15 protein-coding genes are annotated in these 13,531 nt (G+C 55.9%); 11 read left to right on the forward strand and 4 right to left on the reverse strand.

The features are described from left to right. Positions 1-82: 82 nt before the first annotated feature. Complete coding sequence (locus NI40_RS04335; RefSeq protein WP_033144736.1) at positions 83-706, forward strand: helix-turn-helix domain-containing protein; 624 nt, start codon at positions 83-85, stop codon at positions 704-706. A gap of 2 nt (positions 707-708) precedes the next feature. Here NI40_RS04335 and ampH read toward each other — a convergent pair whose 3' ends face one another. Next, complete coding sequence (gene ampH, locus NI40_RS04340; protein ID WP_039263885.1) at positions 709-1,869, reverse strand: D-alanyl-D-alanine-carboxypeptidase/endopeptidase AmpH; 1,161 nt, start codon at positions 1,867-1,869, stop codon at positions 709-711. A gap of 204 nt (positions 1,870-2,073) precedes the next feature. Between ampH and NI40_RS04345 the strand changes: the two genes are divergently transcribed. The 3 genes from NI40_RS04345 to NI40_RS04355 all read left to right on the forward strand — a co-directional run bounded on the left by NI40_RS04345 (position 2,074) and on the right by NI40_RS04355 (position 5,055). After that, the gene (locus tag NI40_RS04345) at positions 2,074-2,607 is read left to right on the forward strand and encodes an isochorismatase family protein (protein WP_039263886.1); all 534 of its coding nucleotides are present in this window, start codon (positions 2,074-2,076) and stop codon (positions 2,605-2,607) included. Positions 2,608-2,722: 115 nt separating this feature from the next. Then, entirely contained in the window at positions 2,723-3,943 is a 1,221-nt protein-coding gene (sbmA, locus tag NI40_RS04350; protein ID WP_039263887.1) for a peptide antibiotic transporter SbmA, read from the forward strand. Between the two features lie 14 nt (positions 3,944-3,957). After that, positions 3,958-5,055: a DUF1615 domain-containing protein gene (locus NI40_RS04355; RefSeq protein ID WP_039263889.1), complete on the forward strand. Its 1,098-nt coding sequence runs from the start codon at positions 3,958-3,960 to the stop codon at positions 5,053-5,055. On the opposite strand, the gene NI40_RS04360 is transcribed toward NI40_RS04355, so the two are convergent. Next, positions 5,052-5,351 carry a DUF2755 family protein gene (locus tag NI40_RS04360; RefSeq protein ID WP_008503287.1) on the reverse strand — a complete coding sequence of 100 codons (300 nt, stop codon included), beginning with the start codon at positions 5,349-5,351 and terminating at the stop codon, positions 5,052-5,054. The two genes, NI40_RS04355 and NI40_RS04360, sit on opposite strands and share 4 nt — an antisense overlap. A 249-nt stretch (positions 5,352-5,600) precedes the next feature. Between NI40_RS04360 and NI40_RS04365 the strand changes: the two genes are divergently transcribed. Then, positions 5,601-5,828, forward strand: coding sequence for a DUF2754 domain-containing protein (locus tag NI40_RS04365; protein WP_033144741.1), 228 nt, complete (start codon positions 5,601-5,603; stop codon positions 5,826-5,828). On the opposite strand, the gene ddlA is transcribed toward NI40_RS04365, so the two are convergent. Beyond that, positions 5,825-6,925, reverse strand: a complete 1,101-nt coding sequence (gene ddlA / locus NI40_RS04370) for a D-alanine--D-alanine ligase (protein WP_029739746.1) — start codon at positions 6,923-6,925, stop codon at positions 5,825-5,827. The two genes, NI40_RS04365 and ddlA, sit on opposite strands and share 4 nt — an antisense overlap. Before the next feature lie 103 nt (positions 6,926-7,028). Here ddlA and NI40_RS04375 point away from each other — a divergent pair, with 103 nt between their 5' ends. From NI40_RS04375 to adrA, 6 genes are all read left to right on the forward strand, one after another. Continuing rightward, positions 7,029-7,712 carry an extensin-like domain-containing protein gene (locus tag NI40_RS04375; protein ID WP_039263890.1) on the forward strand — a complete coding sequence of 228 codons (684 nt, stop codon included), beginning with the start codon at positions 7,029-7,031 and terminating at the stop codon, positions 7,710-7,712. A gap of 168 nt (positions 7,713-7,880) precedes the next feature. Beyond that, complete coding sequence (locus tag NI40_RS04380) at positions 7,881-9,095, forward strand: multidrug efflux MFS transporter (RefSeq protein ID WP_039263891.1); 1,215 nt, start codon at positions 7,881-7,883, stop codon at positions 9,093-9,095. A 210-nt stretch (positions 9,096-9,305) separates the two neighbouring features. Then, positions 9,306-9,566: an anti-adapter protein IraP gene (gene iraP, locus NI40_RS04385; protein WP_024906786.1), complete on the forward strand. Its 261-nt coding sequence runs from the start codon at positions 9,306-9,308 to the stop codon at positions 9,564-9,566. Between the two features lie 99 nt (positions 9,567-9,665). After that, complete coding sequence (phoA, locus tag NI40_RS04390) at positions 9,666-11,081, forward strand: alkaline phosphatase (protein WP_039263894.1); 1,416 nt, start codon at positions 9,666-9,668, stop codon at positions 11,079-11,081. A gap of 89 nt (positions 11,082-11,170) precedes the next feature. Next, positions 11,171-11,491: a phosphate starvation-inducible protein PsiF gene (psiF, locus tag NI40_RS04395; RefSeq protein WP_023334671.1), complete on the forward strand. Its 321-nt coding sequence runs from the start codon at positions 11,171-11,173 to the stop codon at positions 11,489-11,491. Between the two features lie 102 nt (positions 11,492-11,593). After that, positions 11,594-12,697: a diguanylate cyclase AdrA gene (gene adrA, locus NI40_RS04400; RefSeq protein ID WP_039263895.1), complete on the forward strand. Its 1,104-nt coding sequence runs from the start codon at positions 11,594-11,596 to the stop codon at positions 12,695-12,697. A gap of 14 nt (positions 12,698-12,711) precedes the next feature. Here adrA and proC read toward each other — a convergent pair whose 3' ends face one another. Further along, positions 12,712-13,521 carry a pyrroline-5-carboxylate reductase gene (proC, locus tag NI40_RS04405; RefSeq protein WP_023310536.1) on the reverse strand — a complete coding sequence of 270 codons (810 nt, stop codon included), beginning with the start codon at positions 13,519-13,521 and terminating at the stop codon, positions 12,712-12,714. Positions 13,522-13,531: the final 10 nt, after the last annotated feature.

Consider the following 13,531-nt stretch of genomic DNA (forward strand, 5'->3'; position numbering starts at 1 on the left):
GGGGAGTGGTTATCTCCCCCGCTTTTTATAGAAGCAATAAAAATAATATTGAACCGACAAATACGGATGACTTGAGGTCTGCATGAACGTTAATGCGAAACCGCTTTCTGAATTACGCCGGCTCGAACAGTATTTAACAGCGGCCAGTACCCCTTTTACATGTGCGCCCCAGCAATTAATTACGTCAGGGGAATGGAATGAGCCTTGTACGATCGTATTACAAACCGGCGTTATTGAGGTTTATCGCACTTCTGATGAATTACTGGTGGGGATTGCGACTGCCCCTTTTATATTCGGGCTATCTACGGTGGTGATTAATCACTCTCACGAATACAGGGTAATTGCTAAAACGGCCTGTACCGGTTTTTATTTGCCCACGGAAACCACCCGTCAACTCATCCAGCAGTATTCACTCTGGAAAGAGGCCTTCTGCTGGTTATCCTGGATAACTTACATTCTTGAGAAACGCGATAAGCAGCTGGTGGGAAATAACTCCTATCACCAGATCCGCTCGATGCTGCTGAATATGGCGGAATGGGATGAAACGCTGCGTTCAAAAATCGGTGTGATGAATCATATTCAACAGAGCACTCGAATTTCACGATCCGTTGTTGCCGAGGTGCTTGCCGCCCTGAGGCAGGGAAACTATATCAATATGAGCCGGGGCAAGCTGGTCAGCATCAACCGCTTGCCCACGGAATATTAAAATTAGTTAGACGCGGTGAGAACCTGGGCTTTATTGGCGCTCAGTTCAGCCACTAAGTTATTAATCCCGTCACTCATATTGACGAAACGCGTATGCGGGGAGCGGGTGACCACCACAAATGCGCCCACGTTTGACTGCGGGATCATGGCCATATAGGTGATGAATCCGCCGCCGCCGCCGGTTTTCTGAATAATACCCGGACGGCCATTTTTCGGAGCCATATAGACCCAGCCCATACCGAGCGCGTCGGCTTTACCCGGCACGTCCATCCCGATGACGCGTTGCAGCTGAGTGCGCTGATAAATCAGGGTCTGCATGCGATCGGCCTGGCTGCTGCGTGCGTAGAAATCTGAGGAAAGGAACTGTTGCATCCAGCGCATCATGTCGCCAGGTGTGGAATAGACCCCGCCGCTGCCCACGGCCGCCAGCGTATTATTACAGGGGCTAGCGCCTTTCTCCGCCACCATCAGGCGACGGCACTGATCCGGAGATGGGGTAAAGGTGGTGTCTTTCATACCCAGCGGACGGGTTATCTGCTCTTCAAACAGCTGCGTGTAGGGTTTGCCAGCCGCCGTTGAAAGGGCGTCCGCCAGCAGGTCAAAGGCCAGGTTTGAATAAGAGGCCTGCGAACCCGGCGCCGCCTTCAGCGTGGCGGTACTCAGGTAGCTCCAGCGCTGGTCGCGCGTTGGCCAGACAAATACGTCACGGTGCGCCGCCCCGCCTGGCTGCTCACGCGGCAGGGCGCTGGTGTGGGTGGCAAGGTTCACAAGCCGAATCGGCGTACCCTGCCAGGTTGGAACCCGGGCGCCGGGAGGCGCGTATTTGCTGAGCGGGTCGTCGAGTTTTACCACGCCCTGATCGAGCAATTTCACCAGCATTTCGCTGGTCATCAGCTTGGTTAAGGACGCGATGCGGATAACGGAATCCAGCTGTGGGTGAACGTTATTTCCTGGGCGCGTCTCGCCAAAGCTGCGGAACACACGCTGGTTGCCGTCGATGACGACCATCGCCATCCCGGTCGCGCCGCTGCCGTAATAGATAAGGTTCGCGTAGCGGTCGGCAATATCTGAAGCTAAAACGGGCGCCGTCAGCGGTTGGGCTGCCTGGGCGGTAGAAAAGCTCACCGCACACAGCGCGGCAAAAGAGAGCAGACAACGTTTCAACGAAAAGCATCCATGAAGTGAATGAAGAAAGTAATGGGTATTTATACTACTAATCGGTACCGCGCAATGCCCCGAATTGCATAACGATAGCGAGAAAAACGTAACCATGGGTAAATATGAACAATTTACTTACGAGCCATCTCCCATTTTGTGACATCGGGCTTATGATAGGCACCAGTGTCACTTAATCTTACGGAGAACGGTATGTCTGAGAAGCGTGTGGTTATGGTTGTCGATATGCAGAACGGGGTATTTGAAACCCCTCGTCATCAGCGCGAAAAATGTGTCTCTCTGATCAACCAGCTTACGCAGGCAGCCGACAAGGTCATTTTTATTCAGCATACCGAGGCAGGGGGCCTGGAAGAGGGAAGTGAAGGGTTTGCGCTACTGCCTGAACTCCATCAGCCAGCTGACGCGCTATATGTGACCAAAACCGCCTGTGATGCCTTCTATAACACCGTGCTTGAGGCGCTGCTGCGTGAGCAGGGCATTCGCGAGTTTGTCATCTGCGGCTGCGCCACCGATTACTGCGTCGATGCGACGATCAAGAACGGCGTTAGCCGGGGTTATCACATCACCGTGGCGGAAGATGCCCATACTACCGCCAATCGCCCGGCGGCAGATGCGCAGATCCTGATTAACCACCACAACGACGTCTGGCGTAACTTCATCGCGCCGGCGAATCCTCTCGCGGTGAAACGCACCGAAACAATTCTCGAAAACTGGAAAGCGAACTAATAATCAACCCTCGGGTCTGACCTTTTTGCCTGAGCCGGGAGGCTGGCCTGGGCAGGTTTTTCGTGTGGTAACGTGTTGTGCACAGCAACAGCCATAACAACAAGAAGGAAGCATTATGTTTAAGTCTTTTTTCCCAAAGCCGGGGCCTTTTTTCCTGTCGGCATTTATTTGGGCACTCATCGCTGTCATTTTCTGGCAGGCGGGCGGCGGCGCATGGCTGACGCGCATCACGGGAGCAACGGGCGAGGTGCCGATTAGCGCGGCGCGCTTCTGGTCGCTCAGCTATCTGCTGTTTTACGCCTACTACACGGTGTGCGTAGGGCTGTTTGCCCTGTTCTGGTTTATGTATTCTCCGCACCGCTGGCAGTACTGGTCTATCCTCGGCACATCGCTAATTATCTTTGTCACCTGGTTCCTCGTGGAGGTGGGCGTGGCGGTTAACGCCTGGTATGCGCCGTTCTACGATCTGATCCAGACCGCGCTGAGCTCGCCGCATAAGGTGACCATCAACCAGTTCTATCATGAAGTCGGCGTCTTCCTCGGTATCGCCCTTATTGCGGTGATTATCGGCGTGATGAACAACTTCTTCGTCAGCCACTACGTTTTCCGCTGGCGTACCGCGATGAACGAACATTATATGGCGCACTGGCAGCACCTGCGCCATATCGAAGGTGCCGCACAGCGTGTGCAGGAAGACACCATGCGTTTTGCCTCCACCCTTGAAGACATGGGCGTCAGCTTTATCAACGCCGTCATGACGCTAATCGCCTTCCTGCCGGTGCTGGTGACGCTCTCGGCGCACGTGCCGGATCTGCCGATTGTCGGCCATATTCCTTATGGTCTGGTGATTGCCGCGATCGTCTGGTCGCTGATGGGCACGGGCCTGCTGGCGGTGGTCGGGATCAAACTGCCGGGCCTGGAGTTTAAAAATCAACGCGTGGAAGCCGCTTACCGTAAAGAACTGGTTTACGGCGAAGATGACGCCAACCGCGCCTCGCCGCCAACCGTCCGCGAGCTGTTTGGCGCCGTGCGTCGTAACTACTTTCGACTCTACTTCCACTATATGTATTTCAACATTGCCCGTATTTTGTATCTGCAGGTGGATAACGTTTTCGGTTTGTTCCTGCTGTTCCCGTCGATTGTTGCGGGTACGATTACGCTCGGTCTGATGACGCAGATCACCAACGTTTTCGGTCAGGTTCGCGGGTCGTTCCAGTACCTGATCAGCTCCTGGACCACCCTGGTAGAACTGATGTCCATCTACAAACGTCTGCGCAGTTTTGAACGTGAGCTGGACGATCGTGACCTGCAGGAAGTCACCAACACATTTAGCTAATACAGGAAGTTGCTATGTCTTTTGCCGTACCGCGCGCGTTACCGTTGTCCTTGCTGGCCGCTCTTGTGCTGGCAGGCTGTGCCGAAAAAGGGGCCGCTCCGCTCAAAAAGGGGGAGAAGCCCGTCGATGTGGCGAGCGTTGTGCGGCAGAAAATGCCCGCCAGCGTGAAGGATCGCAACGCGTGGGCAGATGCGCTGGCAAAAACCTTTGAAAGCCAAAAGATCGCGCCGACCGAGGAGAATATCTGCTCGGTGCTGGCGGTGGCGCAGCAGGAGTCAATGTACCAGTCAGACCCGGTGGTGCCGGGGCTGAACAAAATCGCCTGGAAAGAGATCGACCGCCGCGCGGAATCCATGCATATCCCGGTTTTCCTCGTGCATACCGCGCTTAAAATCACCTCGCCGAACGGCAAAAGCTACAGCGAACGGCTGGATGCGGTGAAAACCGAAAAACAGCTCAGCGCCATCTTTGATGATTTCATCAGTATGGTCCCGATGGGGCAGAAGCTGTTTGGCTCGCTGAATCCGGTGCACACCGGTGGCCCGATGCAGGTGAGCATTGCGTTCGCGGAGAAGCATACCGACGGCTACCCGTGGAAAATCGACGGTACGGTACGTCAGGAGGTCTTCTCCCTGCGCGGTGGGCTGTGGTTTGGCACGTATCATCTGCTGAACTATCCGGCGAACTACAATGAGCCGCTGTACCGCTTTGCCGACTTTAACGCGGGCTGGTACGCCAGCCGTAACGCGGCATTCCAGAGTGCAGTCAGCCGCGCAACCGGCGTCAAGCTCGCGCTGGACGGCGATCTCATCGCTTACGGCAGCAGCGAGGCGGGAAGCACCGAGCTGGCAGTACGGAAATTATCCACCACGCTTGGCTTGAGCAATAGCGACATTCGTCGTCAGCTTGAGAAAGGCGATAGCCTGGCATTTGAGAAAACGGATCTGTACAAGAAGGTGTTTGCGCTTGCAGAGAAGAAGAGTGGGAAAGCGTTACCGAGGGCTATCCTGCCGGGGATCCAGCTGGAAAGCCCGAAGATCACGCGTAACCTGACCACCGCATGGTTCGCAAAACGCGTGGACGATCGCCGGGCGCGCTGTATGGGGCTTTAACGGCGACGGCGAAAGCGCAGAACTAACGCCACAACGCCCAGAATCATACATCCCGCGAGGAAGGGGATCAGGCCGAACAGGGTGCTGACGCCAAAGCCAATCTCTACTCGCGGGCGTCCGTTATCCTGCACCTGCATCAGGTGTTCATAAACGCCCGGCGCATGGACCAGCATATTGAGCAGCTGTGAGCCGGCCCAGAAGCAGAACAGGACAAACAGGGCATAAGCGATATTACCCGCCGTGGAGGTTTTTGGTTTGCCGCCAAAAATCGGTTTCGACAATGTAAAGTCAGCCATGTTGACCTCCCGTGGTATCACTCTGTTTTAATACGCGTCTTACGGGGTGAGTTTGACAGGTCATCGCATTTGTCAATATCAGAATCGTGGTAATTTACGCGCCGGAATCCTCCTGGATTGTCGATTTCTGCAGCACATCACAATTTCATCACTTAAGTGAAATTGCGTCGCGTTTCAGAATTTCCGTATCTGCCACAGACCTGGCCGTAAAACTGTGAGAGGATGTCTTTTTTTCCTGCCGGAGTTGTTATGAAGCTCACGTCCAAACTACGCCGTGACTGGCATTACTACGCCTTTGCTATCGGGCTAATCTTTATTCTTAACGGTGTCGTGGGCCTGTTGGGGTTTGAAGCAAAAGGATGGCAAACCTATGCCGTCGGGCTGGTGACCTGGGTGATAAGTTTCTGGCTGGCGGGGTTGATTATCCGCCGTCGTCCTGAAGAGACGACAGCGGATGAGGCGAAGCGCGCCGATTAACCGTTTACGGAACTTTTAAGCGCGCTGTCGGCGGCGTGACGCTCCAGCGCCAGTTCGATCAGGCGGGTGATCAGTTCCGGGTAGCTCAGGCCGCTGGCCTGCCACAGTTTTGGATACATGCTGATGTTAGTGAACCCCGGCAGCGTGTTGATTTCATTGATCACCACTTCGTTTTCCGGCGTCAGGAACACATCCACGCGCGCCATGCCGCAGCAGCCGAGCGTCTGATAAGCGCGAATGGCGATCGCCCGGATCTTATCGTTAATCGCCGGATCGATATCCGCAGGAACGACAACCTGCGCGCCTTTGTCATCAATGTATTTGGTGTCGTACGAGTAGAAGTCGCTGTTTAAGACCACTTCGCCGCAGGTGCTCGCCTGTGGGAAATCGTTGCCCAGCACGGCGCATTCAATTTCACGGCCTTTGATGCCCTGCTCAACCACCACTTTATGGTCGAACTCAAACGCCAGACGGACAGCCTGCGTGAACTCTGCTTCGCTGGTGACTTTGCTGACGCCCACGGAGGAGCCCTGGTTTGCAGGCTTCACAAACAGCGGCAGACCCAGTTCTCCGCTAATTTGCGCGAAGCTGTGCTTGTCGCGGTTGGCGCGGGTGAGGGTCACGAATGGCGCAATATTCAGCCCGGCATCGCGCAGCAGGCGTTTGGTGACGTCTTTGTCCATGCACGCTGCAGAGCCGAGGACGTCCGAGCCGACGAACGGCAGGTTGGCCATGCGCAGCATGCCCTGCAGGGAACCATCTTCGCCCAGGGTGCCGTGAACGATAGGGAAGACAACGTCGATCTGGGCGAGAGCCTGTGCGTTGCCGGCGTCGATGAGCTGTCCCTTCACGACGCCGGGTACGGTGGCGACGCTCACTTCCGAAGGATTAAGGGCGATATGCGCCGGATCGTGAGCATTCAGCAGATACTGGCTGGCATCGTTAACGTGCCACTGGCCCTGTTTATCAATGCCCAGCAGCACCACGTCGAAACGGCTTTTATCGATCGCATCGACGATATTTTTGGCCGATTGCAATGACACTTCGTGCTCCGCTGATTTTCCCCCAAAGACAATACCTACGCGCTGCTTAGCCATCTCACTCTCTTCCAGTCTGACGAAAAGCCAATAACATACCACGATGCCCGGCGGGTTTCGCGGCCTTCTGCCATAATGTTTTGGGGAATGTTGAGGGGGGAGAGTGAAAGGAAAAACGCTGCTGACCATTTTCATCATTGTGGCCGTTGCAACGGTGGGTTACCGCTGGTTGCCGCCTTACTACAACCCTTTCATACCGCTGACGCTTGACGACCCGCCGGGCCGAATCGCCCAGTATAAGCTCCGGCGCTTAACTCCCGAGGCGTGCGCGAGCCTGCTTTCGCAGGCTAACCAAAGAGATCTCATCCGCACCCAGCCGGTGGCCGACAGCGGCGGCGCGTGCCCGCTTAACAACGTCGTGCGCGTGCGTGACTTCGGCCCGGTCAGCCTGAACAGCAGTTTCCTTGCCAGCTGTCCGCTGGCGCTCAGCTCTGCGCTGTTTATCAGCCAGCAGGCCCGGCCGCTGACAAAACGCTATACGGGCAACGACCTGGCGCGTATCGATCATCTCGGCAGCTTTGCCTGCCGCAACATTTACCACCGCCCTGACGCGCGACGCAGTGAGCATGCCACGGCGGAGGCGCTGGATATCGCCGCCTTTCGGCTGGCGAACGGGGAGCGCATCACGGTACTGAACGGCTGGAAGGCGGCAACAACGCAGCCATGGCTGAAGGCCATGCTGGCGGCAAGCTGCGGCTACTACGGAAACGGCCTGGGGCCGGAGTATAACGCGGCGCATGCCAACCATTTTCATCTGGGAATGCGCGGTTTCGGACTCTGCCGGTGAAGCATAATATTCCGCCAGAAAATGGATGAATTGTGACTTATTTCACAAATATGATGACTGGGAAGATAAAACACCAAAGTCAGTCTGGCCGCATCTCTGGTGCGACGTCAAAACTCGTAACTTGCTAATCTGTAGGCGAATTCGCCTAAAAATGAAGACTATTTCTTTATGGAATCCTGGAAAGTTAATCTCATCTCGGTCTGGTTCGGCTGCTTCTTTACCGGGCTGGCCATTAGCCAGATCCTGCCGTTCCTGCCGCTGTACGTCTCGCAGCTGGGGGTGACCTCGCATGAAGCGCTCTCCATGTGGTCCGGCCTGACGTTCAGCGTCACGTTTCTGGTCTCCGCCATTGTGTCACCGATGTGGGGCAGCCTGGCGGATCGTAAAGGCCGAAAACTGATGCTGCTGCGCGCCTCGCTCGGGATGGCGATTGCCATTCTGCTCCAGGCCTTCGCCACCAACGTCTGGCAGCTGTTTTTCCTGCGTGCGGTGATGGGGCTGACGTCCGGGTACATTCCAAACGCCATGGCGCTGGTCGCCTCTCAGGTGCCGCGCGAGCGTAGCGGCTGGGCGCTGAGTACGCTCTCCACGGCACAGATCAGCGGCGTCATCGGCGGTCCGCTGCTGGGCGGTTTTCTGGCGGACCACGTCGGGCTGCGCGCGGTATTTATCATCACCGCGATCCTGCTGGTGGTCAGTTTTCTGGTCACGCTCTTTCTTATCAAAGAGGGAGGCCGCCCGGTTATCAGTAAATCTGAACGCCTGAGCGGCAAGGCCGTCTTCGCCTCGCTGCCCTATCCTGGACTGATGATCAGCCTGTTTGTGACCACTATGGTTATCCAGCTTTGTAACGGTTCGGTCGGTCCGATTCTGGCGCTGTTTATCAAGTCGATGGAGCCGGAAAGTACAAATATCGCTTTTCTGAGCGGCATGATCGCCGCCGTGCCGGGCGTCTCCGCCCTGATTTCCGCGCCGCGCCTGGGAAAATTGGGTGACAGGATCGGCACGGCGCGCATCCTGATGGCGACGCTGATCTTTGCGGTCGTGCTCTTCTTCGCGATGTCGTTTGTCACCTCTCCGCTTCAGCTTGGCGTATTGCGATTTCTGCTCGGGTTTGCTGATGGTGCAATGTTGCCTGCGGTCCAGACCCTGCTGGTTAAATATTCCAGCGACCAGGTGACGGGGCGTATTTTTGGATATAACCAGTCATTTATGTATCTGGGGAATGTTGCCGGTCCGCTTATTGGCGCATCCGTTTCCGCGATGGCCGGTTTTCGTTGGGTATTTGCCGCCACGGCGATTGTCGTTTTAATCAATATTATCCAGCTGGCTATTGCGCTGCGTCGCCGCAGACAAATGGCGGAAGCGAAATCGGCGAGATAATCGTTTCGTTGATGTATTATATATTCTTATGGTAGCCGCATTTTTATATAACAAAATGAGGCGCTTCTTTATAGAAAAACGTTTCGCTCACCGCGGCGGTCCTTTATTTTCATTCCTGCATCACTTTTGCATACCATAATAAATTTCTTCTCTTTGCATTATGGATTCAGAATGCTAACTTCAGACAAAACTGAAAAAGGAACTGGCACGATGAAAAATCTCATTGCTGAATTGCTGGTCAAGCTGGCGCAAAAGGAAGAGGAGTCAAAAGAGCTGGTTGCTCAGGTCGAAGCGCTGGAAATTGTGGTCACCGCGCTGCTGCGACAAATGGCGAAAACCGATCAACAGGCGTTGATTGAGAGCGTGGAAGGCGCGCTGGACAGCGTCAGGCCTGAATCGCAGGTTCCGGTTGAGGATGCCGAGATGCTCCACCAGTACGTAAAGAAGCTGTTAAGGCATCCGCGCAGCTAAACCGTCACAGGACGTAACGACGTGTCATAGAATTGTCATGCAGGATGCCTATAGTCGCTCTGTTTTTATTTTTATGTATTTGTACATGGAGAAAATAAATTGAAACAGAGCGCACTTTTCATCGCATTACTTCCCCTGTTAATTACCCCTGCCGTTTATGCCGATACTGCCCAAACCAGCGTGCTGGATAATCGCGCGGCAAAAGGGGATATCACCCAGCCTGGCGGCGCACGCCGTTTATCAGAAGATCAAACTGCCGCTATTCGCGCTTCGCTGAATGATAAGCCAGCGAAAAATATTATTCTGCTTATTGGCGATGGAATGGGGGATTCCGAAATCACGGCGGCGCGAAATTATGCCGAGGGTGCGGGCGGCTTTTTTAAAGGCATCGACGCATTACCGCTGACCGGACAATATACCCATTACGCGCTGGATAAAAAAACCGGTAAACCGGATTACGTCACGGACTCCGCGGCCTCTGCTACGGCGTGGTCCACCGGCGTGAAAACCTATAATGGCGCGCTGGGTGTGGATATTCACGAAAAAGATCATCAAACCCTTCTGGAGATGGCAAAAGCGGCGGGCCTGGCGACCGGCAACGTCTCCACCGCTGAACTTCAGGATGCAACGCCCGCGGCGCTGGTGGCGCACGTGACCTCGCGTAAATGCTACGGTCCGTCAGTGACCAGCGAAAAATGCCCGACGAACGCGCTGGAAAAAGGCGGCAAAGGCTCGATTACGGAACAGCTGCTGAACGCGCGTCCTGACGTGACCCTCGGCGGCGGCGCGAAAACCTTCGCAGAAACCGCAACGGCAGGCGAGTGGCAGGGCAAAACGCTGCGCGAGCAGGCGCAGGCCCGCGGCTATCAGCTGGTGAGTGATGCAAATTCGCTGGCAGCCATCACCGAGGCGAACCAGGACAAGCCGCTGCTGGGGCTATTCTCTGACGGCAACATGCCCGTGCGCTGGGAAGGACCAAAAGCCTCTTATCACGGCAATATCGATAAACCTGCCGTGACCTGTACGCCTAACCCGAAACGCACGGACAGCGTACCGACGCTGGCGGCGATGACCGATAAAGCCATCTCTCTGCTGAGCAAGAGCGAAAAAGGGTTCTTCCTGCAGGTTGAGGGCGCGTCGATCGATAAGCAGGATCATGCGGCGAATCCGTGCGGCCAGATTGGCGAAACCGTCGATCTGGACGAAGCGGTGCAGAAGGCGCTTGAGTTCGCGAAAAAAGACGGCAACACCCTGGTGATCGTCACCGCGGACCATGCCCATGCCAGCCAGATCATCCCGCCAGATACCAAAGCCCCGGGCCTGACGCAGGCGCTGAATACCAAGGATGGTGCCGTTATGGTGTTGAGCTACGGCAACTCTGAGGAAGAGTCCATGGAGCACACCGGCACCCAGCTGCGCATTGCAGCCTACGGCCCGCACGCGGCAAACGTGGTAGGCTTGACCGATCAAACGGATCTGTTCTACACCATGAAGGCGGCGCTGGGTTTTAAATGATAAAATCCCGGCGGAAATCACATCTGTCGGCTGGTTTTTTTCCTGTCACGAACCAGACTTACAGGGAATGTTCACAAAAGGATGGTGCAATGAAAACAACATTACTGGTTACTCTGCTCTCCGGCCTTTTCCTGGTCGCATCGGCGAACGCGGAAGAGAAGACGCTAACGCCGCAACAACAGCGTATGACCACCTGTAATCAACAGGCGACGTCGCAGAGTCTGAAGGGAGATGCCCGCAAGACCTACATGAGCGACTGCCTTAAAAATGGCGCCGCGAAGCCGGCTGAAAAAAGCCTGACGCCGCAGCAGCAAAAAATGCGCGAGTGTAATGCGAAAGCGACCGAGCAGTCCCTGAAGGGGGACGACCGCAGCAAGTTCATGAGCGCGTGCCTGAAGAAAAAAGTGTAGTTCAAACGGGTGAGCGGCTCCGGCGGCTCACCCGAAATTTCATACTTTCCCCGCAGACCCCCTCTCTATAATTTGGGAAAATGTTTCAGAATATTCCCAAAAATGATGAATGATGAAACGTATTACAACAAAAAGCGCATTCGGGAAGAGTGGAATTTAACCCTTTCTCAGGATGACCCTCACCGCGCCGGCATTCAGTTTGCCCGGCGAGTTCGGCTGGCGCGCGCCGTCGGGCTGGCGGCGATGTTTTTCCCCGTTGCGGGGATGCTGGTCACCCATTTTTTACCCGGTGGCTGGTGGCTTTTACTGGTGGGATGGTCGTTCGTCTGGCCCCATTTTGCCTGGCAGCTGTCCTGCCGCGCCGCTTCACCTCATCAGCAGGAAATTTTCAATCTTAAAATCGATGCCATTATCGCCGGGCTCTGGATAGGCGTGATGGGGATGAATGCATTACCCACCGCAGCGCTGGTGATGATGGTGGGGATGAATATGATGGGTTCCGGCGGCTGTCGCCTGTTTCTCCCGGGGATGGCGTTGACGCTGCTCTCCGCGCTGGTGACCCTGCCACTCGTCGGGAAAGTGGCCGTCTTCAACCCCGACCTCGTGGAGTGGGGCTTAACGTTACCCGTGCTCGTGCTGTATCCCATGCTGTTTGCCTGGCTCAGCCACCGAACCGCCGTCAGGCTTGCGGAACATAAGCAGCGGCTGGAAATGATGAGCACCCGCGACGGGATGACCGGGGTCTTTAACCGTCGGCACTGGGAAATGCTGCTGCGAAATGAATTTGAGCATTGTCGGCGCGACCACAGCACCGCCACGATATTGCTGATTGATATCGACCACTTTAAAAACATCAACGACACCTGGGGGCACGACGTGGGCGACGAGGCGATCATCGCTATTACGCGTCAGCTCCAGCGGTCGGTACGGTCAGGCGATGCGATCGGTCGGTTTGGCGGGGATGAGTTTGCGGTGATTATGTCGCAGACCGCGGCGGAAAGCGCCATCGCCGTGATGTCGCGACTGCATGAGCGGCTGGAAAAACTGACGTTACCGTGCGCGCCAAAAGAAGCGCTGCGCATCAGCGTAGGCGTTGCCCCCTGGGGGCCGCAGTTTGGACATTATCGGGAGTGGCTAAAGGCGGCGGACGTGGCGCTGTACAGGGCGAAAAATGCCGGGCGCGGCCGCACCGAAGTGGCCGCCTGACGCCCGGTCAGAAATCAGGATTTACTCAGCTTCTCTGATTTTTCCATGCATTTTGCCATCGCTTCAATGACGGCCGAGCGGAATCCGCGCTCTTCCAGCACCCGCACCGCTTCGATGGTGGTACCGCCCGGGGAGCAGACCATATCTTTCAGTTCACCCGGGTGTTTGCCGGTTTCCAGCACCATTTTGGCGGAGCCCATGACGGCCTGCGCGGCGAACTTATACGCCTGCGCGCGCGGCATTCCGCCAAGCACGGCGGCATCGGCCATCGCTTCTAAAAACATGAACACATAGGCAGGGGCTGAGCCACTCACGCCGACCACCGGATGGATCATCGATTCGGCAATCACTTCTGCCTCACCGAAGCAGCGGAAAATATTCAGCACGTCGGCCACTTCTTCTGTGGTCACCAGCGCGTTAGGCGTGACGGAGGTCATGCCGGCATTGACCAGCGAGGGGGTGTTGGGCATCGCGCGGACGATTTTACGATCGTGACCCAGCGCGCGCGCCAGCTGATCGAGCGTGACGCCCGCGGCAATCGACACGACCAGCGTCTCTTTATTCAGGCTGGAGGTGATATCGCTCAGCACTTTGATCATGATGTTCGGCTTGACGGCGCCAAAGACGATATCGGCGACCTGGGCGACTTCCTGCGCGCTTTCGGCGGCGTTGATCCCATATTGATCGCGCAACTCGGCGACTTTGTCCGGTGACGGGGTATAGACCCAAATCTGACCCGGCAGCACCTGCCCGCTGGCGATCAGACCGCCCAGGATGGCTTTGCCCATGTTACCGCAGCCGATAAACCCGATTTTCTTGTCCATCACGATTCTC

The organism is Enterobacter sp. E20 (assembly GCF_000801755.2).
Taxonomy (GTDB): domain Bacteria; phylum Pseudomonadota; class Gammaproteobacteria; order Enterobacterales; family Enterobacteriaceae; genus Enterobacter; species Enterobacter asburiae_B.